Raw genomic sequence first — 23,774 nt, forward strand, 5'->3', positions numbered from 1 at the left:
AAAGACAAATGGGCCACTTGTATCTATAGCTCCTCTGCCATTTCCCGATAACCACCGGGGGAGAGACGGTTAATGTATAATTTAGCCTTGTCAGGTGAATAACTTACGGTTTGTCAAGTGAATAACTTACGGCTGGGGGTAGCCGTAAGCTTACGAGTCTGGAAGTGGTTAGTTATTCACTTGGGAAGCCTTTCTCAAGTGAGTTGGTCTGTTGATTAATAGTTTATAAGACAGCGATTTATATGGCAATAGTTATCTCATGATCTCATCTGTTGGCCGACTTATCTTAGGCTGCCGGCTGAAATATAGATGAGCCTGAAGATATCCCCAATGATTATCGGGTGAGCCTATAAAATACCTATAACTCGAAGCTAGCGGTACTATCAATACTTTTGTGTCAAAGAGGAAGCTTGATTCAGATCTTATGCTTTGATAGGTTTACATTATTTTAATGTACACCTGTACATTATATATAGTTAAAAACCTTGATGTTTGACAATCTTTTATGGGATAGAAACGACTAGTTTAAACGATCGATTCTTTTAGTCATTTGCAAAGGTACGCGTTTCTTCGATACTTGCAACTCTTCCGGGCTATTTTTTTATTACTTATCCTCTTTCTTATCAATAGGATAGGTTATCCTTTACGAAACAACCGATTCCTTCAACAAACCTCCTGTTCCGACACTAAAAAAACGCAAGATTTAGACGATCGTTTAGACTAGTCGTTTTCGAGTAAAACAAGGGTGCTAAACGACGGGATGGACTTTAATTAACACTATTATTAATATTAAATTTTGAATTTATGAACAAAAGGATTTTTACCTTGTTAACAGCTGGTTTACTGCTAGGTGGACCTGCTTTTAATGCTGCGTATGCCGCTGTTGGAGACAAGACCGTTGTTTCTTATACAACTACAGAGACCGCTTTGGGCAATGGCATGACATTCTATTTAGGAGCGTCAAATACTACTTTGTATGCAAAGTATACGAGTAGTGATATCTTAAAATTGAAGGGCGATAAGGAAGTTGTTTCTTTAACAGCTACAACTGCTTCTGCTACGAATGAAACTGCCGCCGAATTTACGATCCGTAACTACTCTTCTCGTACTTTCGAGTTGTGGGTAACTATTGATGGTAAGGAATACCAAGTTATAACAAAGGGCGATGGTACTGCCGTTACCGGAGATCAGTCAACGAAAAATCTTTCAGACTTCAACACGAAGTTTATTGTAAAAGATGGTAAGCTGAAATTTAAAGGCTTGTTTACGGCTGCATTGCCTGCTAGCGAGGTTGGTAGTAATTTACAGGCCTTCTCTTATGCTAAAGAGATCGGAGATGAGTATTTGACTGAATACAATTCAAAAGGTACAACTTTGTCCTTCGATTATACGACTAGCGAATTGGTTGGTAACTTGTTTGATTCCGTAACTCCGGTAACTGTTAGTGCGGATATTACTGCTGCGGATGCGAAAATCCAGACAGGTACTTATTTTGTGAAAGGTGACGCAAAGAAGGTAGAAGCATTTGTTGCTGAAGTTGAAGATGGTACAAATAATGAAGCTGCCATATCAGCTGCAAAAGAAATCTCTTTCTTAGCCGTGGATCCTACTCAACGTTACAACATCAATGGTAAACAAGATGGTGAAGGTTACGCTTTGTATTGGATGAAAGGTGAGGTCGCTGCTAAAGACTCTAGTGCAAACGCAAGCTTTACGATCTCATTGAAAGATGCCTTTAATGAGGATGGTAAGTTGATTTTAACGATGAAACCTTCTGTCGGTAATACTTGGAAATCTTATGATGTAAATGTAGCTGCGGTTAAGCCTTCTGTTTCTGATACGAAGACTTATGTGACTACTGTATTATCAGGAAGTACAAAAACGAACTATACTCCTATCCATCCGCAACTGGGTGCGAATTCTTATCTTGACGCTTCTGTATTATTGAAGAAGAACGCTGAGAATGTGGTAAATATTTACTTTACAAGTAATGATGAGGACAAGAGCTCTGAGGGTAAGCCAAACGCTCAAACAGAGTACCATAAGTATTTAACGGTTGATCCTGCTACAGGTGACGGTTTAAGAGTGGTTGCTTATAATAGTGCGGATTTTACGATGCCGGTATCCCAATGGATCGTTTCTGGTTTTGATGGCAAATATAATTTTACATTGACAAACCGTGAGACAGGTGAGGATTTGGTATTACGTTTACAACCGGATGGAAAAGAAGGTGGCTATAAAGTAGATAAAGCAACTTATGATGGAGAAGAAGTAACAATCAAAGGAGATGAAAAAGCTTCCAAAGGTGTAACAGAAGATTTAGCACTGAATACAACTTCCGTTAAGTTCAACACGATCGCTACAACTCGTACGGACGGTTATAAAGTATTCACGGATACTCAGATCGCCGAGGGCTTTAAGATGACATTCAATGGTAAGAACGTATTTGGTGACAAGACTCTTTATGCAGTTCTTTCTAATGATAAAAAGAGTATGAAGGTCTCTACCGATGAGAAGGCGACAATGTTGACCCTTTATCCGGAAAGAGTAAAAGGTGCTGAAACTTTGGATAAATCTTTGCAAGGTGTAGCTGATTACATCTTGAATACGAATACTTATGCTTACTTAAATGATAAGAATGAGGTTGTAAGAGTTGCGGATAAGGATACTTTGGTTGTTCCAACTTATATCTTGCGTACGACGGAAGTTAAGGGTGACGATGCTAGATATTTAGGTGCTGCCGCTGCTACTGATAAAGAAAAGGATGCCGCTACAGAGTTCGCTATCATTAAGAATGCCGCAGGCGGTTATTCTTTGGTTTCGTTAGCTGCGACTTCTGGGGGTACGCTTGATTATGCTGCTTCAATTGATAATACTTCTGCGGTTAAAACTGCGAGCGTTAATAGCACAAATTTAACTGTAGCTTATGATAAGAAGCGTTATGTAGCAGCTAGTGACTTGAATGATGGTTACGCAAACGTTGAGATCTTGGACGCTAATCCGTTCAACCCGTCATTGGCCTCTCAACCACGTCACGCATCATTTGACAATATGTTAGGTTCTATCAACTATCAGTTGAATAAGAATGGTATCACTGAAGGTATCCTTTCTGCGGAAAGCATGATTTTCTGGTTGGATACGGCGGATAGCAAGGCTAAGACTCCTTCATTCTATATCTCTAAAGGCATTGAGGTTGCTGAAGGCGAAGAAGCACCGGCTGAGAGAATGTTCATGTTCAATGCTCAGGATTCTTTGAAATATTTCGTAGAAGGCTCTGCTCAAGAATATACAAATGAGGCATATTATTTGGAAGGAACAGAGGATACTAAGGTAATCTTCCGTCCGGCTATCCTTGAGGGTGTTGATACAATCGCTACTACCGTAAATGGTGAGGCTGTAAAAGTTGTTAAGGAATTGGAGTCTGATGGTGAGACTGTAAATTCTGATAGACTGGATGCGTTCAAGTTTAATATAACTTTAGCTAAGGATTCTGAGGATGAGTATGTTATTTCTTCTCAAAGAAAGATTGATGGTAAGACAGTTTATGTTTATGCCTTGAATGGAAAACTTGGTTTGACTGCTGACAATGATATCGCTATGGTCTTCACATTAGGTACTGACGTTCCGACTTCTAACGGTTCTGTTGAAGATGCTGCTTCCTCTATCGTTGTAGTAGGTGGCAACGGTGTCGTAACGATCCAAGGCGCTGCTGGTCAGAACGCTTATGTACGTACTGTATTAGGCCAGTCTGTAGCTGAGACTGTTCTTACATCCGATAACGCTACAATCGCTGTACCTGCCGGTATCGTATTCGTTACGGTTGGCGAGGAGACTGTGAAAGTTGTCGTTAAATAATTGAATATTCAAAGTAAAGGAATAATGAAATAAGATAATCAACAATTCCCGTGAGGGTTTCGATCCCAAGTAATCCGTGACGGATGAACAGGCGGGAGTTGGATTAATATTAATACTAAAGTAATAAATTAAGAGGTCCGTAAGTACCTCCGTGAGGATGGAGTACGGATAAAGAAACAAGTCTCCGGCAGGCGTAAGCTTTGCTGGGGACTTCGTATTTTGCGACCTTATTTATGTGTAACTAATGAAAAAAGAACTGTCTAATAACGTGAAAGATGGGGCCTTTTTGTATTTTTGCGGAAATTAGGAGTAATAGTAGTATCAAAAATAAGCTCAAACAATTAATGTCAAACTCAAAAATCTCAGCGGCCGCATTTGCGGACACAAAACCTCATTATGACCTTCTTGATGGATTGAGAGGTGTCGCAGCGTTAATGGTTATATTTTATCATGTATTCGAAGCCTTTGCTACGAGTCCCATTGATCAACAATTTAATCACGGTTATTTAGCCGTTGATTTCTTCTTTATCCTGTCCGGGTTCGTGATTGGTTATGCTTATGACGACCGGTGGAAAACCATGACGACAAAGGATTTTATCAAACGTCGGTTGATCCGTTTGCATCCGATGGTTGTCCTTGGAGCCGTTTTGGGAGTTATCGCGTTTTGTATACAAGGGTGTGAGAAGTGGGATGGTACGCATGTCTCTATATCCATGGTGATGCTAGCTTTGCTTATCAACCTTTTTTTGATACCGGCTGTACCCGGTTCCGGGCCTGAGATCCGTGGAAATGGTGAGATGTTTCCTTTAAATGGCCCTAGTTGGTCTTTGTTCTTCGAGTATATCGGGAATATTATGTATGCCTTGTTTATTCGTCGGATGTCAACGAAGGCGCTTATGGCACTTATTGTCTTGGCGGGAATCGGATTGGCTTCGTTCGCTATATTCAATTTTTCCGGTGCGGGGCACCTAGGTGTGGGGTGGACGATGGAAGAGTACAATTTGATCGGTGGCTTTTTACGAGTGTTATTTTCTTTCTCGATGGGATTGTTGATGTCGCGCGTCTTTAAGCCCATTCATGTCAAAGGTGCTTTTTGGATTTGTAGCTTGGCGATCGTTGTTTTACTTTCCATGCCCTATGTCGGTGACGGTGAGGCTTTATGGATGAACGGTATCTATGATTCTGTATGCGCGATCCTAATATTCCCTATGCTTGTCTATCTGGGGGCTTCCGGGAAGACAACCGATAAACATTCCGCCCGTATTTGTAAATTCTTGGGAGATATCTCTTATCCTTTGTATATGGTACATTACCCTCTTATATACTTGTATTTTGGGTGGGTGAAGAAGGAGAACCTTACATTTGCGGAAGCATGGCCGGAAGCGTTGGCATTAGTGATCGGAAGTATAGTATTGGCTTACATTAGTTTGAAACTTTATGACGAGCCGGTTCGCAGATATTTGACAAAGCGCTTTTTACAGGTACGCAAATAACCTGCCATAACCGTATGTGCCACCCAACACATACGGTGTATCGGTGAATAAGCGGATCAGAATGGGTATTAGTAGCGATTTGCCCATTCTAAGATTGTCGGACTTTCGACATCAACCCCGAACTCTTTGGCTTTTCTCAAGATATTATGAGCTAATTCCGGCTTTTGCTGATCGGTAGCGTATCGAAAATAGGATTCGGCCGCCCGTACGTGTGTGGCGTCCGGCATAGGATATTTTCGTTCTTCGGGTAATCCGAAATCAGAGTCGTTCAACTCTTTGCGTTCCTCCGTGTCAAGTCGGTCGGAACCTTGTTCTCTTTCTCTTTCCATCGTGATAATTTTTTAATGATCTGTTTATGAAACGTTTCGATGGAAACAATCACTTCTCGCTAAAAAGTGTTGGGAAAGAATTAATGTTTATCAAATAGATCTGATTCATAAAGAAAACATGCCTCGCAAAGCTCATAAGAACACATCTTTAGTTTCATCCTTAGAATCGGAAACGGATTGCCTTGCTCATCCGTCTCATCCGTCTTTATCCGCTATACGATCTAAGAGGATAGACACATGTCTGCCGTCCATCAAGCCATGATGAGCCGTTACGGAGATAGGGAGCATCCGATGCCCGTTCTGTTCGATCAGCTTTCCGGTGGAGATGCGGGTAGCGGAATCGCCTGTACGGAAAGAGGAAGCATGTTTCATCTCCGTGAAGGCGATCCATGGGACCGGGGAGAAACGGACTAGGTCTTGCCGGTCAGATTCCCTATCTTTGCAAAGGCCTGTGAGAGCTTGCACACGTTCTATCTCTTTCTGTGCGTTTTGAAGGAACAGTTGCCTGTCCGGTGTATATTCGAAGAAGCCGAAGCCGAATGTTCCGTCTTCCCGCCCAATCGTTGTTCCCACGTGGATTCGGTCGAAGCAGACAGGGATGTTGTCGATGATCCGGTACCGGAACTCTTTCACCTCATTAACGGCTGTCATAATCTTATGTAAGGAGTAGAGGAAAAAAGAGGCATGATCCGCTTTCGCCTCTTTATAGATGGAGGTCACGTCTATCTGGGTGGTCAGTCCAAAGAAAGGGTCGTCCATAGAACCGAAAAACAGGAAATGTTCTTTCCGGTTCCAATGCTCTAGGTCAATAGGATGCTTCATGATTCTTTATTTGTTGGGTTTACTATTTTGTGGAAAGCGATGCGTTCCGTACCATTCGCGATGTAAATGATACCGCATTGCTTGAAGCCATGCTTTTTCAATAAGTTTTGCATGACAATATTATCCCGGTGTGTATCGATACGGATATTATCGCAATGAGCGAATGCCCATTTTAGACATTCGGTCGAGATCCCCTTTTGCTTACCGTTGGAGGCCATGCGATGGATCACGGCATAAGGTTCATCGTTCAGCCATTCGCCTTCATAGATATTTAGGTAAGTAGGGTCGATTCCCTCGATGTAACAAAAGGTCCCCACTAACTCGCCCTGCTCATTTTCGCATACGAAACTATGGCTGGCCTTGATCTCGTTGGAGATCAATTCCTCGGAAGGATATCCATTGATCCATTGATTGCCATTGCCATGCTCTTGCATGAACCTGCGTGCGTAATCGTAGATTGCCATTACCTCGGCCAGATCTTCTTGTCGTGTTTGTCTGATATTCATGATCGGTAGAAAAAGTTATCCCGCAAAAGTAGTATATTATTGTTATCTTTGCGAATCTAGTCGAAAAATATATAAACCAATTAAATCAAAATATCATGGAACCATTAAAAATTGCTACCGTGCAGTTCGAGACACGGGATAACGATAAAGTGTATAATCTTTCTATCATCCGGGAGATGTGCCGGAAAGCGTCGGTAGAGGGAGCGGATGTAGTGGCTTTTCACGAATGCTCGGTTTGTGGATATACGTTTGCCAAGGACTTGTCTCGCAAGGAATTGTTGGCTATTGCCGAACCGATCCCCACGGGGGAGAGTACGCAAGCCTTGATCGCCATCGCCAAAGAGTTTGGCGTCACGCTACTGGCCGGATTCTTTGAGCGGGATGGGGATCGCATCTATAAAGCGCAAGTTTGCGTGGATGGCAATGGCTTGAAGGCAAAGTACCGCAAGCTACATCCGTTTATTAATCCGAATATCTTGCCGGGCGATCAATATGTGGTTTTTGAGATCAAGGGATGGAAATGTGGCATATTGATTTGCTACGATAATAATATCATAGAGAATGTCCGTGCCACGGCCTTATTAGGGGCGGATATCATTTTCATGCCTCACGTGACGATGTGTACCCCTTCCCCTCGCCCCGGGGCTGGTTTGATAAATCCTATGTTATGGGAGAACCGGGCAAACGACCCGACTTCCTTGCGACAGGAGTTCGATGGCCTGAAGGGACGTGCTTGGCTTATGAAATGGCTTCCCGCTAGGGCGTACGACAATGCGGTATATGTGGTATTCTCCAATCCGATCGGGCGTGATTATAATGAGATCAAGAACGGTTGCTCGATGATTCTGGATCCTTTCGGCGATATCGTGGCGGAATGCCGTAAACTGGGTGATGATTTCGTGATCGCTACGGCTATCCCTGAGAAATTGAGACAGGCTGGAGGATATCGTTACCGAAATGCCCGTCGTCCGGAACTTTATGCGGATATTATCGGCCAACCGCATGAGTCCAATCAAAAGGTAGCATGGTTAACAGAAACAACAAATAAATAGTATGCAACAAACAACAATCTCTAAGTCACCTCGTGTAGAGGTGGTGGATGCGCTACGTGGATTCGCTGTCTTGGCAATCTTATTAGTGCATAATGTGGAACATTTTATCTATCCGGTCTATCCGGACCCGGCTACGCTGCCGGGATGGTTGAACGTATTGAATGAAGGCGTGTTTACGGTGGTATTCGCTTTGTTTGCCGGGAAATCGTATTCTATCTTTGCCTTGTTATTTGGTTTTACCTTTTATATACAGTATTCGAACCAGCAGGCGAAGGGAAAAGACTTCGGTTACCGCTTCCTTTGGAGATTACTGCTGTTGACGATCTTCGCTACGTTGAACGCCGCTTTTTATCCGGCAGGCGATGTTTTGCTGCTGTATGCGATCGTGGGCGTTGTTTTGTTTATCGTGCGTAAATGGAGCGATAAGGCTGTCTTGATAACGGCTATTATCTTTTTATTGCAGCCGGTGGAGTGGTATCATTATATCGCTAGCCTGTTTAATCCGGATTACCAATTACCCAATTTAGGAGTAGGGGAGATGTACTCAGAGATGGCGGAGCATACCAAGCGGGGGGATTTATGGAATTTCATCTGGCAGAACGTGACGTTAGGACAAAAGGCTAGTTTGCTCTGGGCTGTTGGTGCCGGCCGGTATGTACAGACCTGCGGGTTATTTATGCTGGGAATGTTGATCGGGCGCAAAAAGTTATTTATCCCCTCGGAGGAGAATTCCCGTTTTTGGATAAAGACCTTGATCATTACTGCGATCGCTTTCGGTCCTTTATACCAACTGAAAGTATTGTTGATGGATACGGCGGACAGCGCTACCGTGCGCCAGACGGCAGGTGTTGTGTTTGATATGTGGCAGAAATTCGCTTTTACGTTCGTATTGGTGGCTTCCTTTGTGTTACTGTATCAGCGCGAGGCCTTTAAGCGTTTTACCTCTATCTTACGCTCTTATGGAAAGATGAGCTTGACGAATTATGTGACACAATCTTTTGCTGGTGCGTTGATCTATTTCCCGATCGGCTTGAATCTGGCTCCTTACTGCGGTTATACGGTCAGCATGTTCATCGGTATCGCCTTTTTCTTCTTGCAAGTACGCTTCTGTAAGTGGTGGGCTGAAAGACATAAACACGGACCGTTGGAAGGTCTTTGGCATAAGTGGACATGGGTAGGTTCTAAATAAGGATCTGATTATCTGGTGAAATGAGATGGGGTATGTCCCGTCTCATTTCATTACAGACAGTTCTCACTCCATAAAAGGTTTGGCATATTTAATCATTCCATGCACGTTCTTGAGTCCTTCCGGTGCCAACTCGACAACCATGCAATATTCGCTGGGGACATCGAATGGGAACTCAATGCCGAAATCAATCGCCCTTTTATATCCGAATCTCGGATAATAATCCTTATGTCCTAATAAGACGGCCGATTTATAGCCTAGCTCTCCCGCTCGCTTATGCGCTTCACGGATCAAAGCGCTACCAACGCCAATCCTTTGGTACTTCGGTACCACCGAAACCGGTGCTAGCCCAAGAGAGATCACGCTTTGGTCTTCTGATACGATTTCCACCTTACTCATCATGAGATGCCCTATGATTTCGCCGTTTAATTCAGCGACTAAGGAGAGCTCCGGAATATAAGCGTCCGTTTTTCGTAAACGTTCTACAAGGTACGGTTCGCTTTGATCACTGTCCTCCACGTCACGGAAAGCAAGTTCCACGACTTCCCTTACTGCTTGAAAGTCGTTCTCTTGCTCTGGTCTAATCTTGATTTCTTTATTCATATGTTGCGTATCACCGGTTATCGCTCAGACCCGTATCGTGAGTCCGTTTTTATCTTCTGCGTCGAACACTGCGTACCGGAGCGGATTTTTCTGCTTTCGGAGCCTTGACAGTGGGAGCTTTCTTTTCGGAGGCAGGTTCTTTGGTTGTAGTACCTTTTCCTCTTGCGGCGCTCTTTCTGGCTTTCTTCGCGGCTTTGCTGTCTACCGCTACTTGAGTCGTATCCGGTTGATACCAGAGTGATTTCTCAAAGCTGGTTAATTGACCTTCGATACGAGCTTGCTCGTTCTTTAAGGAATCCGGTGTCGGGCAATACGCCTGCAATGGCAGATTCATCAAGTTTTGGGTCTTGATGATATCCCCCTCGAACATCCGGCGACGGAAATAGTCATCCATCGTAAAAGTCATGGCGTTATTCATATTAGACGTCATGATGTATGAATTGCTGATATACGGACGTATATTCTCGTAAGGAAGCCAGAACATAGGCATGGTTGTCTCTCCCATATCACCTGTAGAGGTAAGGATCGGGCAAATCGCCAATATCTTGACATCAAAAGCGGAATTATTCTGGTCGAAATACCATGCTTCTTTTACATAGTAAGACCGTACGTCGGCTGCAGGTATATCGCTTTCATTGATTACGAAAGTCGGTTCCTCACCCGCTCTCCCCGGTATCTCCTCATAAAGGATGTAGAAGCGATCCAGCAAATCCTTGAAGTTGATCAAATGGGCTTCGTCAAACTCCTCGTATCCGTCCAGATACTCATAGGCCTTGATCTTGTTCTCACCTAAAAGCTGGAAGATTACGGAGAAAAGATTCATCTGTCCGTTCATCGGGCGGGTCGGGTAATAAAGCGGAGCGTTCTGTTCTTTCATCAAGTCCACCTGCCGGTAGATAATACGCATCCAGCGAGCGTTCCCGATCTCTTGCGTCAAACGCTCGTTCATATCTTGGGCCCGTACGGTCAGTTCGGGTAAACCGGTATCTTTCTTATCGTTTCTTTCCCCACGGCTGGCTTGAGGCGAACGGCGACGCGTTTGTTGTTGCTGCGTAGCATCGTTCTCTGCTTCTTCTTGCGCGTGAAGAGGCATCGCTGTTAAAAAAGTGGCGGCCAAAGCGGCTATGTAATACAGATGTTTCATACTGCGAATCTTAATTTACGATTACTTCGATAGTCGGTATGGTACGTTCGATACCGTCCGGACCTTTCGCGACTACACGGGTGATATAAAAACGTTTACCCTTACTTAAATTGCGGATATAGTTTTTCTGACGTTGCGAGAAGTTGGTTCCTTCGGCCACTTCCGGGATAGCGTTACCCATGGAGTCGAAGAAAGTCAGCTCAAAACGTAATACCGTATATTTTACATTTAGCAAATCATCGTCGATAGCGGCCAGAATACCGTCAGCCTCTACCAAGCTACGTTTGGCGATCATACCTCCCTTGAACTTACGGACGTTACCGTTTTGATCCTTATACTCGATATAAGGTAGGGGATCGGGGAGGGCACGCACGCGGAAGGTAGTCTTTGCCATCTCTATGTTCCGGCCATCCGCCATACGAGCGTTTACCGTGATCACGGCTTCCGTTCCTACTTTAGACGGGCGGGCTTCCCAACCATCCTTGCTGCGGGTTAATGTGCCGTTCGTCATGGTAGCTGTCACATTACCGCTCGGTACACCCGGGACGGCGATACGCATCGGGTTGGCGATACCGGCATATAATACGTTCATCAATGTCGGGGCCACGGTAGCTGTCGGCTCGGTCACGAAATACTCGCTCTCGAAATCCCGGCGCATGATGCTGCCGTCGCTATTCGGCATCTCGATATAACCTTTGATCGGGAATGTCCCGGCAGCTCCGGTATTCACCGTGAAGACTCCTTTATTCTCGTAAGGTAATTCTTTTCCGTTTACATAGATCGTAGGACGTTTCGTGGAGTCTACCGCCGATAATACGATATTCGCCTTGTACTGGCTTCCTCGCATTACGATCTGGCTTTCCGGGATTACCTGCGCCGTGATCTGGTTCACACGGTAATCGCCAACGTCTACGCTATTCAATAAGTTCGATAAGACCTCACCTTCGGCGTAGCGAACGTCACTTTGCATTTTTGTTAACAGGGTAACAGCCGCCGCTACCGGCATATTCTCGAACAAGGCCTCTTCCCAAGTACGGGTATTGATCCCCGCTTTATGAGGGGGAGTCGTGCTTAGGTTCGCCTCCAATACGGCAGTCTTCGCCGAATCTTCGATAAAGCCGCCCATCCAGATACGATACTTATCGATTTCCGCTCTCAGCTTTTTACCTTCTCCGCTTACAGGAGAGAGCATTACACGGGAAGCGGCTTCCAAATCATCCTTATGCTCGATGCTGTTTACGTTGGCATTCTCGCCATCAGCTACCTTAGCGATACGGATCTTTAAATCTTGTATATACGTATAGAGGCTATCTGAGGCTCTTTTCACCTCACGGGCCTTCAATGCCCACTCACCCACTTTCTGGGGATTCTCTTGGTAATAAGCTTCCATCTCGTCCGCTACGATCTTGTTTCGGCGGGAGGAGTTATCGATAGAGGTTCGCAAGCTACCTTCCACCAACTCAAAACCATCCAGCACCTCCGACGACACGTTCAGTGCCATCATGGCGATGAACACCAGATACATCAGGTTGATCATCCGCTGACGGGGAGAATTGGGATTATTTGATATTCCTGCCATATTTCTTTACTTCATTGGGTTGTTTGTATACGGAGCCTGTTGTTGCTGTTGGTAACCATAGGGTTGCTGATATTGCTGTTGGTAACCGGGCTGTTGTGGCTGCTGATACATCGGTTGTTGAGGTTGTTGTTGCGGCTGCGCCGGTTGTTGGTAGCCCATATTCACGGTCATCGCTTGCAATAAACGACTGTATACTTGGTTCAATTCGGCCAGTTGACGAGTCATCTTTTCCGTCTCGTTACGGAATACGGAACTATCTACCACCGATCCGTCATACATCTCACGGATACGATTCAATCCACTATTGATGTGTTCGATAGATTCGATCTGCGAACTGATACTCTTCAACTGGATCTCATAGATGGTATTCAATCCGGATACGTTACGGTTCAATTGTTCCATCTGGTGTACGTAACCACGGGAGTTTTGGTTGATGCCATCGGAATTATCCGTGATACTCTTATAAGAGTTCAACAGTGTATCGGATACGTTCGTAAGCGAATTAGTCACTTGGCTGAAACGCTCCATGTTCTCAGACATGCCAGATAATTGCTCCAGATATTTTTGGGTAGCTTCCGTCAATTCCGCCATCTTGGAAATTTGCTCGGCCGCTCCGCTTAATTTCTTGATGCTCTCGGATAAGTTCTTGGTATCTTCTTCCGTCACGTCCAGATTACCTGCGATATTCAAGGAACCACCTCTTTGCGCGTTCGCCTTAGACGCTACCGAACCGATATTTATTCCCCCGGCTATCTCATCGTCTTCTACATTATCCGTAGAATTGATCATGGTTGAGATCGGCGTACCGGTGAAATCCGGACGATCCATCGGGTTCTTTGATTTCAATACGGGGAAAACATCTTCCCAATGATATTCCTTGTTCGGATGCTCGAACGCCGAGATAAAGAATACGATAGACTCGGTGATCATCGCCACGAACAAGATTTGGTTAGCGTATGGTATATGTAATAACTTAAATAACGCACCGAGGATTACGATGGACGCACCCCAACTATACAGGAAGTTCAATACTCGTTTTCCTCTTTCGCTGGAGAGGAACATCTCCAGTCTGTTTTTATATCTTCTATATTTTCCCATCGTCGTATTATTGTCTTAAATGATTCAAAACTTTAAATTTATAATTCCCGCTTATTTCTTTCCCTTGGAGCGAGAGAATCCTATTTGGGTACGTGCGCAACGGAAACCGATGTAAGAACGGCTCTCGTTCTGGAACTCGAAAGTACGCATGTCCGAACGGATAAATTGTGAGACATCTTTCCAAGAACCTCCTCGCACTACTTTCTTTTTCATGGCGTAGGGATCGTTCTTGGCGGCGTTGTAACGCAGATCCGGGTTCATGTCGCTCATTTGGCTCGGGCCAGACTCGGAGTAAGACGTTGAGGTCCATTCCGCCACGTTTCCTGCCATATCGTATAACCCGAACTCATTCGGGGCGAAAGAGCCTACACGAGACGTAATCAAATGGCCATCCTCCGTATAATTACCTTTACCCGGCTTGAAGTTACCCAAGAAACAGCCTTTGCTGTCTTGAAGCTCGTCGGTAGACCAAGGGAACTTATTCTCGTTCTTACCTGTACGGGCGGCATATTCCCATTCTCCTTCGGACGGAAGACGGAATGGCTCTACCAATTGTCCCGGTGGCAAGCTCAAGGATTCTTTGTATAAATTCGTACGCCATACGCAGAAGGCAGTCGCTTGTTCCCAAGAAACACCGACTACGGGATAATCATCGTAACCCGGATGAGAGAAATACATACGGGTATATGGCTCGTTGTACGCATTCTTGAAATCGTTCACCCAGCAATTCTCGTCCGGGTAGATATTGACGATACGGGTATTCAAGAAATCCCATTCGCTGCTTAACGGGCGGGTGATCGTCTCGTTGATTACACGTCCTTCATCATCGATGTAAGCGGTGTCCTTGGAGATCATGACTACCTCGTTCGGATCTACCTGAATATCCGTATTACGAACCCGGTCCGCCGGGTTCAACTGATTCTTGCGGAGGGCGGCGGCGGTATAGTCGTACCACTCGTATTTATAGATCATTTGTTTAGGGTCCAAACCTTTCTCTCCGGTAACGGGATTCGTGTAATAGACACTTTCTATCGCACGTTGCTCATCCTCGTTCGCCCGTCTCCAAGGAATCGGACGGTTCCAGTCCAAATGCGGAGTGACAGGCTCCCCGTAACGGTCTTCCGTGATCTTGAACAGATCGTTGCCTCCATAAGCCGGGTCCGCCAAGCGTTCACGGATAATAGAGTCTCTCACATAATAAACGAACTGGCGATATTTGGCGTTCGTTACCTCTGTCTGATCCATCCAGAACGCGTCGAAAGAGACCCCTTTCGTCTCCGGCATGATTCCCCACAAGGAATCCTTGTCGGCGGGACCCATCTCGAACGAACCTCTTTTAACCAAGACCATTCCATACGGCGCTGGTTCATTGAACGCTACCGATCTGACACCTGTCACCTCACCGCCGGCACTCCGGAGAGATTTACCGCAGGAGGTAAGCAAGGCTACCGTTACAAGTACTAATAATACTTTTTTCATATACTATAATATACGTACACTTTTATGTCTATTTTTCCCTGTCTTCGTCTTGTTCAGCTTTAAGGCATACTTGACACATAGCTCGTGGCTACCGCTACTTGCCCGGCCTAGGGCCGTGGTCGGGAAATCAAAGGCGTAACCCGCATGGAAACGACCTAGCTTTACGCCGAACATGATGCCCACCGATTCATTCACCCGATAGGAAAAACCTCCATTAAACATCTTATTATATTCCAGCCTAGCGGTAATATCCGCATGAAAACTTTGCATGTCTGTCAGCAAGAACACCGAGGGCTGTAATTCTATCAACGGATTCTTTAATTGAATATTGTATCCACCCATTAAATTAAGTGAACGACCTATATAGGTATAGGCGTTCTCGTCCAGTTGAAGCTCCGGTTGGGTGATATGCGTCATGCCAAACCCGGCGTAAAACCGTTTATGGGTATAGTAAATACCGAAGTTCATATCCAACCCCATGCCGCTGACCTGCTCTACAGGAATGGCGGCGTCGGTCTCTTGATGGTATTCGGACTCAACCTTTATCACCTTGGTTCCGTCGAACGATTGGTTGACTAAGCCGATTTGCAGACCTCCGCTCAAGACTCCCCCGAATAATTTATACTTATAGGCGTATTGCGCCCCTACATGTGTATTCTGGAAAAGTCCGATCGCCTCGGTAAATACAACCAATCCGACACCATGATTCGTCTTGCCTAAAGTGAGTGGCATATCCGCGGTAATGAAGAACGACTTGGGTGCCCCATGTACGCCGATCATTTCCAAGCGGGCGAGAGCCAATATATTCAAGTCCTCCGTAGCTCCGGCCACGGCCGGGTTATAATACGGTTTCGCCATGAAGTATTGACTTAAGCGTGCGTCATATTGCGCCCGTACGATTCCCGCACAAGTACACAAAAGGATCAAGATCGAAAGAAGACGTCTTCTCATTTAAACATTCACTTCACGTTGTAACTACAAACGCAGCAAATCCGGATAAATTGTATTTTCACAAAAAAACAACGAGGCAGGGGAGCTCGATCGTCCGCCACCTCGTTCTTCTATTTCTTAATTTTCAATTTTCAATTCTCAATTGAACTAGTATTCTTCCTCGTTGAAGAAGAAGTCTTCTTTACTTGGATAATCCGGCCAGATGTCTTCCATGCATTCGTAAATCTCGCCTTCATCTTCCATTTCCTGCAAATTCTCAATCACTTCTAATGGCGCACCAGAACGTTGTGCATAGTCAATAAGTTCATCCTTAGTCGCAGGCCAGGGTGCGTCTTCCAATTTTGAAGCTAACTCTAATGTCCAATACATAGCTGTCAAGTATTAATAACCGCCGAAGCGATTTGGTTCTCTATTTTTCCGCGAAAATATGACTTTATTTATTATACGCAAGTATAATCCCAAATAATTTCTTTACCGTTATTATTTATGCATTCTTTTCGTGCCAGAACGAAGAAATAATCCGATAAACGGTTCATAAATATCAATACAGGCTCCTCAACGGGGCAATTCTCGGCCAAGCGATAGATTTGTCGCTCGGCACGACGGCAAACGGTGCGGCAAACGTGTGCGAGGGCGGCCGAGCGGCATCCTCCCGGTAGGATGAACGCGTGCATTTTCGGCAGCTCGTTATCCAGACGGTCTATCTCCCGCTCGATACGCTCGATGCTCTCGGGCGTTACCTTGCTCTCGATTTTCAATTCCGTGGTCGCTTGATCCGTGGCTAGGTAAGAACCGATCGTGAATAGCTTATGCTGGATGAATGATAAGAAATCAGTATCTTTCTCATCATTCAAGGCCGTGATTAATAATCCGATAAAGGAGTTCAGCTCATCTACGGTGCCATAGCTCTCGATCCGATCGTGCGCTTTCGACACGCGTTGTCCACCTACCAGTGAAGTGGTTCCTTTATCGCCTGTTCTGGTATAGATAATACTCTTCTTCATATCTGACTTGTTTTGAATCCTAAAAATAAACAATATAATCTCGTTTGTGCAATTTCTTGTTGAATAAGACAATCCCTAGCGAGTAAAGATCTAAGGTGACCGTCACTTCCGGACATGCGCAGATCTCTTCCCAAAGTTCACGCATCTTACGGCTCGCCTTGATTCCCTCAAAAACGAATACCGTATCGTTGTGCGCGTATTTCATACATTCATTAAACAGCCAGAGGTTGTTATGTTGTTCATATAAAGTGTTGAAAAAAATAAAATCTAAGCTATTTATGTCATTTAAGGCTTGGGGAAGCAAGTCCTTATAATTACCGATACGCAAATCGACGGGATTACGTCCCTCTTTAGCGAATGCTTGACGGGCAATCGTGGCGAATTCCGGTACATTTTCCAAGGCGATACATTTCAATCCCGTGGCATAGGAGGTTAGATATAAGGTAGACAGCCCCATCGTGGTTCCTATCTGGAGGATATTCTTGGACTTGAAATAGTTTGTTAAACGGAATAATAAGGCGCCATGCTTGGGCCGGATGGATTCCCGTTTTACGATCTCGCTGATGGAACGGGTCTTTCGTTTCCCTTTGTTCTGCCGGTCTGGATAGGTGATCTCTCCTTCCCTGAATAATAACTGCTTACGTAAAAGCTCTATATCATAGAAACTATAATAAGAGCATTTTTCCTCGATGACCTTCGTGATGAGGTTAAAAACGAAAGGCGAATGTACTCCGAATCCTTTACGGTAACGGATGCTGCGGTACAAGAGCGATCCTTTTCGTAATGTATTAACCTTTGGTAGTATTTGCATTTCTTTTTGTCATTGGGCAATGATGACCTTGCCATTTGCCGCGAACTTACATAAAAAAACGCAATTAGCATAAGCCTCTAGTCTTTAAACGGAGTTATAATAACTTGTGCCATAGGCGTGGCACTGGCCTTTATCCTAGAAACTGGCTTTCTCCGGCTCGGGACGGATATAGGTTAATATCTGTCCGCTTAACTGAAGCAGCGAGATCTCACAGATCTTGGTGGAATATTCCGCCACGGAAAGACGCTCCTCCGCTTCCAGTAGACTGTTTTGCGCCTCACGCAATTCGATACCAGACAACTCGCCGAGTTTATAGCGGTCGATGGCGATCCGGTAGTTCTCTTGGGCGGCTACGAGGTTCTCTTTCTCTAGGCTCCATAGGTCGAGGTTGTTTTTATAGGCCATCCAGAAGTTGCTCATGTCCGCACGCAGGGCAAGTTCCAGTTCTTGGATGCGCAATTGCTGGTTCTCGATTTGGATGCGGGCGTTGCGTTGCTCACGTTTCCGGTTGAAACCGTCGAAGAGGCTCATACCGATGGTCACGCCGTAATTAAGCCCCAGCCGTTGTTGGAGGTCGTAATTGCCCACTTCCGTCCAGTTTGCCGTGTAGCCGTAGCCTGCGTTTAGCTTGACATAGGGATAATAGCGGCTTTTTACCTTTTTATAATCAAGCTCAGACAACGTCTGGTTCTTTTGGGCGATCAGGAGTGAGGCGTTGGCTTCGAGGGTATTCTTCCATAGATCTACCTCGTCGAGGAACGGGTTCGGGTAGATCAAGGAGTCCTTGATCTGGATTTCCTCCTCCACATTATTTAATGCCATTAACTCGTTCAGGCGGATACGGGAGGTATGCACGACCTCCAATTGGTTTAATACCTTGGAGCTATCCGAGTTGAAGTCCACTTGAGCCTGTTGCAAGTCCAGACGGGACATGGAGCCGATATAATACCTTTCCTCCACGATCCGTAGACGCTCCTTGGAAAGGTCCAAGGTGGAACGGAGGTTACGCAAACGGATTTTCTGCCGGATCAGGTTGTAGTACTCGCTGGAAAGGTTGGCTACGAAATCCTCGATGGTCATGCGGGTGTTCAATTCTCCCATTCGCTGTAATTCTTTCAAGCGAGAGTATTCGGCTTGGATACCGAAACCGTCGAAAACCGTCCAGTTAACGTTTAGTCCGACGTTACCCGTCTCGCTGTTTATACCATTCGCCTTCTCGATCGATCCGTCTTGCAGGCTGTTACGGTTGTTATTGAAATTTCCGCTGAATCCGCCGCTCATATCTACGGTAGGCAGATAACCGGCGTTTCCCGGGGTGGCGTTATTGTCGCTGATCTGTTGCTCGTTACGAATGATACGGATGGAGTAGTTCTGCTCTAATCCGGTTTCGATACACCGTTTCAGATCGAATAGTTGCTGCGCCTCCGCCATAAAGAGGGAAGAGAAGGCCAATAGTAATGTATATAGGTACTTATTCATGTGTTTATTTATTATTCAGTAATGTTCTTTTTTCGGTTGGTGGATATAAACGAATACATGGCCGGTACGATAAACAGGGTCAAGAAGGTCGATACCAACATTCCGCCTACTACCGCTACGCCCATGGCGATACGCCCTTGGGCACCCTCGCCCGTAGCGTATACCAATGGCACCAAACCGAGGATGGTGGATACGCTAGTCATCAAGATCGGGCGCAGACGCTGGGTCGCGGACGATCGGATCGCTTCCGGCAAACTAAGTCCCGACTCTTGCCGTTGATTGGCGAACTCTACGATCAAGATACCGTTCTTCGCCACCAAACCAATCAACATAATGATACCGATCTGGCTGAATATATTCATCGTGATACCCGAATAACTCATGAACATCAGCGCACCGGCGATAGCCAAAGGCACGGTGAACATCACTACCAACGGGTCCTTGAAACTCTCGAACTGGGCGGCCAACACCAAATAAATCATCAGCAAGGCCAAGATCATGGCGAACATCAAACTGGAAGAACTCTCACGGAACTCTTTCGACTCGCCGGAAAGAGCGGTGCGGAAGCTACCATCCAGCACCTCCGAGGCGATACGATCCATCTCGTCCAGACCATCGCCGATCGTGTATCCTTTATTCAATCCACTGGAAACCGTCGCCGATACGAAACGGTTATAGCGATACAATTGGGGCGGCGCCACGTTTTCCGTAACCTTAACCAAGTTATCCAGCTGGATCATTTCCCCATTGTTACTACGTACATAGATCGATTTTAAATCGACAGGGGTATTTCGTTGCTGGCGGTTGATCTCGCCCAATATCTGGTATTGCTTACCATTCATATAGAAGTAGCCCATACGCTGTCCGCTCAACGCATATTGCAAGGTCTGGGCGATATTCCGGGTGCTGACGCCCAATAAGGAAGCCTTATCCCGGTCGATCTCGATACGTGCCTCCGGCTTGGTGAAGCGCAAGTTCACGTCCGCCATCTGGAAGACCGGGCTCTCGTTCACCTTTTGCATAAACGTAGGCAGGAACTCTTGCAGTTTATCCAAGGTCGGGGCCTGCAGTACGTATTGGATAGGCATACCGCCCCGGCGTCCGCCGAAGGTGGATTGCTGTTGTACGAAGGCGCGGGCCAAGGTCTCTTTGCGGACTTCTTTCGACAAGGTCTCGGCGATCTCCATCTGCGAGCGTTCCCGTTCCTTGATATCGCTTAATATGAGGTTTAGCGAACCTCCTCCTTCCCACGAGCGGGTCATGATGGATTGCTTCTCGGGAGCGATGGAGTCGGCTATTTGCTCGATACGGTCCGCGTAGTCGCGGATAAACTCGAAGGTAGCCCCTTCCGGCCCGCGCATATTCACGGAGATCATGGAACGGTCCTCCAAAGGCGATAACTCGGAACGAATGTTCTTCCAGAAGTACCCGATCGATCCGAAAAGAAGGATAACGATAGGGATCGACCATATCTTATGGTTCAAGAACGCGTTCAACGACTTGGCGTAGATCGTGTTCAATCCCTCGAAGAACGGCTCGGTCTTCCGATAGAACCAGTTTTTCTTCTCTCTCCTCTTCAATAGCTTGGTAGCCAACATCGGTGTAAACGTAAGGGCCACGAACGAGGAGATAGCGACCGAACCGGCGATCACGATACTGAACTCCTTGAATAAGCGCCCCGTCATACCTTCCATAAACACGATCGGCAAGAATACGGAGATCAGGGTGATCGTGGTAGATACCACGGCGAAGAAGATCTCTTTCGATCCTTCGATACCCGCCTCTTTCGGTGACATGCCTTGCTCGATACGTACATATATATTCTCCGCCACCACGATCGCGTCGTCTACCACCAGACCGACCGAGAGCACGACCGCCAACATCGTCAATACGTTGACGGAGAATCCGGAGATATACATCACAAAGAAAGCTCCTACCAACGATACGGGGATAACGACGACAGGAACCAGCGTGACCCGCCAGTCGCGGAGGAACAAGAAGATAATCAATACGACCAAGAGGAAAGCCTCGTAAATCGTCTGTTGTACTTCACTGATAGAGGCCCGGATAAAGCGAGTGTTGTCATACATCATCTCGATCGTGACATCTTCCGGCAGGTCTTTTTGTAATTGCTCGATACGCTTGTAGGCTTCGTCGGCGATCTCGATATGGTTGGCTCCCGGTTGGGGGATGATAACGGTCATAACCATTGGCTCGCCGTTCTTCTTCAGTAAGCTCCGCAAGTCCTCGGGAGCTACCTCCGCACGTCCGATATCACTGAAGCGCACGATGTTGTTGTTGTCTTCCTTGATAATTAAATCGTTGAATTCCTTGGCGGTATGCATCAATCCTAAGGTACGTATGGATAAGGAGATCGTATTTCCCTCGATACTACCGGAAGGAAGCTCCACGTTCTCGTTATCGACGGCGTTTTTCACGTCCATCGGGGTCACTCCGTAACCCGCCATCTTGATTGGGTCCAGCCATAGACGCATGGAATACCGTTTTTGTCCCCAGATATCCACGCCACTCACGTTCTCGATGGTCTGCAAGCGCTCTTTCACCGTCAGCTCGGCGATCTCGCTCAACTCCATCAACGAGCGTTTGTTGCTTCGGATGGCGATCTGCATGATCGGGGAGGCATCGGCATCCGCTTTCGATACCGTAGGTGGGTCGCAGTCACGGGGAAGGTAGCGTTGGGCACGAGATACCTTATCACGTACATCGTTCGCCGCCGTCTCCATATCCACGGACAACTCAAACTCTACCGTGATACGGCTGCTGCCTTGGCTACTCACGCTACTCAATGAACGGATACCCGGGATACCGTTGATATTCTGCTCCAACGGCTCGGTGATCTGGTTCATGATCACGTCGGCGTTCGCTCCGGGATAAGATACGTTGACCGAGATAATCGGCTGGTCTACGCTCGGGAACTCCCGGACGCCAAGGAACCGGTAACCGATAAAGCCGAACAGGAGGATGACCAGCATCATCACTGTCGAGAGTACGGGCCGGTTTATACTGGTTTCTGAAATATTTGCCATCGTTCTTCTCCTTATTCAGTCAAGTTGTCAATAGAAACTTTCATGCCGGTACGTAACTGCATCACGCCGGACGTGATCAGCGTATCGCCCACATTCAACCCTTGCAATACCTGTACACGGCTCTCGGTTCGAATACCGATCGTGATCTCTTGAGGCTCGGCCACGCCGTTCTTATATAAGTAAACGATGTCTTTTCCCATCTCGGGGATAACGGCCTCGCTGGGGATGGCTAAAGCGTCCTTGATCTCCCGCTTGCTGATCTCGACGGAGGTATAACGGCCGGGTAAGATATTCTCGCCCGGATTCGGGTAAGTGGCACGTACTTTCAAGGTACGGGTTGCCATATCTACCTTGCTTTCCACGGCGTAAACGGTCGCCTTATAGTTCTGCATCATACCGTCTTTCTCCATGCGGAACAGGATCGGGGTTCCGTCTTGTACCTCGGCCGCGTAGCTCTCGGGGATGGAGAACTCGATTTTCAAAGGGGATATCTTGGTCAACTTGGCGATTACGGAAGAGGAGGAGGTAACGTATGCGCCCTCACTCACGGAGCGAAGTCCGATGATCCCGTCGAAAGGAGCCCGAAGCTCTGTCTGGGCGATATTCGCTTTGACTAGCTCGATATCCGCCATTAGCTTCTCGTATTCGGTGGCTACTTGCTCGTAGGCCTCTTGGCTGACGGCGTCTTTCTCCAACAAGGTACGTTGGCGATAGACACGATCCTTGGCTAAAGGAACTTGAGCCTCCAGCTTCTTTAGCTGGGCTTGCAGCGGCTTGTCATTGATTTTGGCCAACAGATCGCCCGCCTTTACGTGGGTACCTTCCGTGAAATAGATTGCTACCACCTTACCGGAGGACTCGAAAGCCAAATCCACCTCTTCGTCCGGAAGGGTACTCCCGGTACTCATGATCTTATCGGTTAATGATTGGTATTTCAATACCTCGGCGTTGATGTTAAGTGTCTGGTTTCGCAGGCTCGTGCCCGATGTGGGTACGACGGAAGCGGCATCTTGGGATGCCTTGAACTTGTTTTTCAATTGAGGGTAAGCGATCATTCCCGCTATCATTAATAAGATAGCCGCCGTAACTCCCCATTTCGCTCTCTTTGTCATCATGTTCTCGTATGGTATTTACTGATAATTTACACTCGTTACTCCAAAATATATAACTAAACGCAAGTTTAGACTCCCCTTTCGTAAAAAGGTTTAATCAAAGATATTATTTTTTTGAGAGATGAATCCCTGATTGGGAAGAACGGGAAAAATAAGGGAATTAAAACGAATCTAGGGAGGAAGTCTGATCTGTGATAGAAAGGGTGTCAATACCACATATTGAT

At 46.2% G+C, this 23,774-nt stretch carries 19 protein-coding genes; 4 read left to right on the forward strand and 15 right to left on the reverse strand.

The features are described from left to right. Positions 1 to 804: 804 nt before the first annotated feature. Positions 805 to 3,855 (forward strand): DUF6383 domain-containing protein, encoded by a 3,051-nt coding sequence (locus tag DWX84_RS07640; RefSeq protein WP_122377460.1) that lies wholly within the window; start codon positions 805 to 807, stop codon positions 3,853 to 3,855. A gap of 344 nt (positions 3,856 to 4,199) precedes the next feature. Beyond that, positions 4,200 to 5,348 (forward strand): acyltransferase, encoded by a 1,149-nt coding sequence (locus DWX84_RS07645; RefSeq protein WP_008772944.1) that lies wholly within the window; start codon positions 4,200 to 4,202, stop codon positions 5,346 to 5,348. A gap of 68 nt (positions 5,349 to 5,416) precedes the next feature. On the opposite strand, the gene DWX84_RS07650 is transcribed toward DWX84_RS07645, so the two are convergent. The 3 genes from DWX84_RS07650 to DWX84_RS07660 all read right to left on the reverse strand — a co-directional run bounded on the left by DWX84_RS07650 (position 5,417) and on the right by DWX84_RS07660 (position 7,005). After that, positions 5,417 to 5,677 (reverse strand): DUF6582 domain-containing protein, encoded by a 261-nt coding sequence (locus tag DWX84_RS07650; RefSeq protein ID WP_005859868.1) that lies wholly within the window; start codon positions 5,675 to 5,677, stop codon positions 5,417 to 5,419. Positions 5,678 to 5,872: 195 nt separating this feature from the next. Beyond that, on the reverse strand, positions 5,873 to 6,499 hold the full coding sequence (locus DWX84_RS07655) for a chloramphenicol acetyltransferase (protein WP_122377461.1): 627 nt from the start codon (positions 6,497 to 6,499) through the stop codon (positions 5,873 to 5,875). Next, positions 6,496 to 7,005, reverse strand: a complete 510-nt coding sequence (locus DWX84_RS07660; RefSeq protein WP_122297460.1) for a GNAT family N-acetyltransferase — start codon at positions 7,003 to 7,005, stop codon at positions 6,496 to 6,498. Before DWX84_RS07660 ends, DWX84_RS07655 begins: the two co-directional genes overlap by 4 nt. A 95-nt stretch (positions 7,006 to 7,100) precedes the next feature. Here DWX84_RS07660 and DWX84_RS07665 point away from each other — a divergent pair, with 95 nt between their 5' ends. Both DWX84_RS07665 and DWX84_RS07670 read left to right on the forward strand, forming a co-directional pair. Further along, a complete protein-coding gene (locus tag DWX84_RS07665; protein ID WP_036618765.1) occupies positions 7,101 to 8,057 on the forward strand; it encodes a nitrilase family protein in 957 nt (318 codons plus the stop codon). 1 nt (position 8,058) lies between these two features. After that, entirely contained in the window at positions 8,059 to 9,246 is a 1,188-nt protein-coding gene (locus tag DWX84_RS07670) for a DUF418 domain-containing protein (RefSeq protein WP_008779106.1), read from the forward strand. Positions 9,247 to 9,309: 63 nt separating this feature from the next. On the opposite strand, the gene DWX84_RS07675 is transcribed toward DWX84_RS07670, so the two are convergent. The 12 genes from DWX84_RS07675 to DWX84_RS07730 all read right to left on the reverse strand — a co-directional run bounded on the left by DWX84_RS07675 (position 9,310) and on the right by DWX84_RS07730 (position 23,550). After that, entirely contained in the window at positions 9,310 to 9,846 is a 537-nt protein-coding gene (locus DWX84_RS07675) for a GNAT family N-acetyltransferase (protein WP_008772940.1), read from the reverse strand. Between the two features lie 49 nt (positions 9,847 to 9,895). After that, positions 9,896 to 10,990 carry a gliding motility protein GldN gene (gene gldN / locus DWX84_RS07680; RefSeq protein WP_005863269.1) on the reverse strand — a complete coding sequence of 365 codons (1,095 nt, stop codon included), beginning with the start codon at positions 10,988 to 10,990 and terminating at the stop codon, positions 9,896 to 9,898. A gap of 10 nt (positions 10,991 to 11,000) precedes the next feature. Then, on the reverse strand, positions 11,001 to 12,569 hold the full coding sequence (gene gldM, locus DWX84_RS07685; protein WP_005859860.1) for a gliding motility protein GldM: 1,569 nt from the start codon (positions 12,567 to 12,569) through the stop codon (positions 11,001 to 11,003). Between the two features lie 6 nt (positions 12,570 to 12,575). After that, positions 12,576 to 13,667, reverse strand: coding sequence for a gliding motility protein GldL (gene gldL, locus DWX84_RS07690; RefSeq protein ID WP_229103529.1), 1,092 nt, complete (start codon positions 13,665 to 13,667; stop codon positions 12,576 to 12,578). Positions 13,668 to 13,718: 51 nt separating this feature from the next. Further along, positions 13,719 to 15,146, reverse strand: a complete 1,428-nt coding sequence (locus tag DWX84_RS07695; RefSeq protein ID WP_005863265.1) for an SUMF1/EgtB/PvdO family nonheme iron enzyme — start codon at positions 15,144 to 15,146, stop codon at positions 13,719 to 13,721. 3 nt (positions 15,147 to 15,149) lie between these two features. Beyond that, positions 15,150 to 16,097: a type IX secretion system membrane protein PorP/SprF gene (locus DWX84_RS07700; RefSeq protein ID WP_008772936.1), complete on the reverse strand. Its 948-nt coding sequence runs from the start codon at positions 16,095 to 16,097 to the stop codon at positions 15,150 to 15,152. Positions 16,098 to 16,244: 147 nt separating this feature from the next. Continuing rightward, positions 16,245 to 16,466, reverse strand: a complete 222-nt coding sequence (locus tag DWX84_RS07705; protein WP_005633363.1) for a DUF2795 domain-containing protein — start codon at positions 16,464 to 16,466, stop codon at positions 16,245 to 16,247. 71 nt (positions 16,467 to 16,537) lie between these two features. Further along, the gene (locus tag DWX84_RS07710) at positions 16,538 to 17,101 is read right to left on the reverse strand and encodes a cob(I)yrinic acid a,c-diamide adenosyltransferase (protein ID WP_005859850.1); all 564 of its coding nucleotides are present in this window, start codon (positions 17,099 to 17,101) and stop codon (positions 16,538 to 16,540) included. Positions 17,102 to 17,120: 19 nt separating this feature from the next. After that, positions 17,121 to 17,912, reverse strand: coding sequence for an O-methyltransferase (locus DWX84_RS07715; RefSeq protein ID WP_048927055.1), 792 nt, complete (start codon positions 17,910 to 17,912; stop codon positions 17,121 to 17,123). Between the two features lie 135 nt (positions 17,913 to 18,047). After that, positions 18,048 to 19,391, reverse strand: coding sequence for a TolC family protein (locus DWX84_RS07720; protein ID WP_048927056.1), 1,344 nt, complete (start codon positions 19,389 to 19,391; stop codon positions 18,048 to 18,050). An 11-nt stretch (positions 19,392 to 19,402) separates the two neighbouring features. Continuing rightward, the gene (locus DWX84_RS07725) at positions 19,403 to 22,438 is read right to left on the reverse strand and encodes an efflux RND transporter permease subunit (protein ID WP_048927057.1); all 3,036 of its coding nucleotides are present in this window, start codon (positions 22,436 to 22,438) and stop codon (positions 19,403 to 19,405) included. Between the two features lie 11 nt (positions 22,439 to 22,449). Then, entirely contained in the window at positions 22,450 to 23,550 is a 1,101-nt protein-coding gene (locus tag DWX84_RS07730) for an efflux RND transporter periplasmic adaptor subunit (protein WP_034530110.1), read from the reverse strand. Positions 23,551 to 23,774: the final 224 nt, after the last annotated feature.

The organism is Parabacteroides sp. AF21-43, assembly GCF_003635435.1.
Lineage (GTDB): Bacteria > Bacteroidota > Bacteroidia > Bacteroidales > Tannerellaceae > Parabacteroides > Parabacteroides distasonis.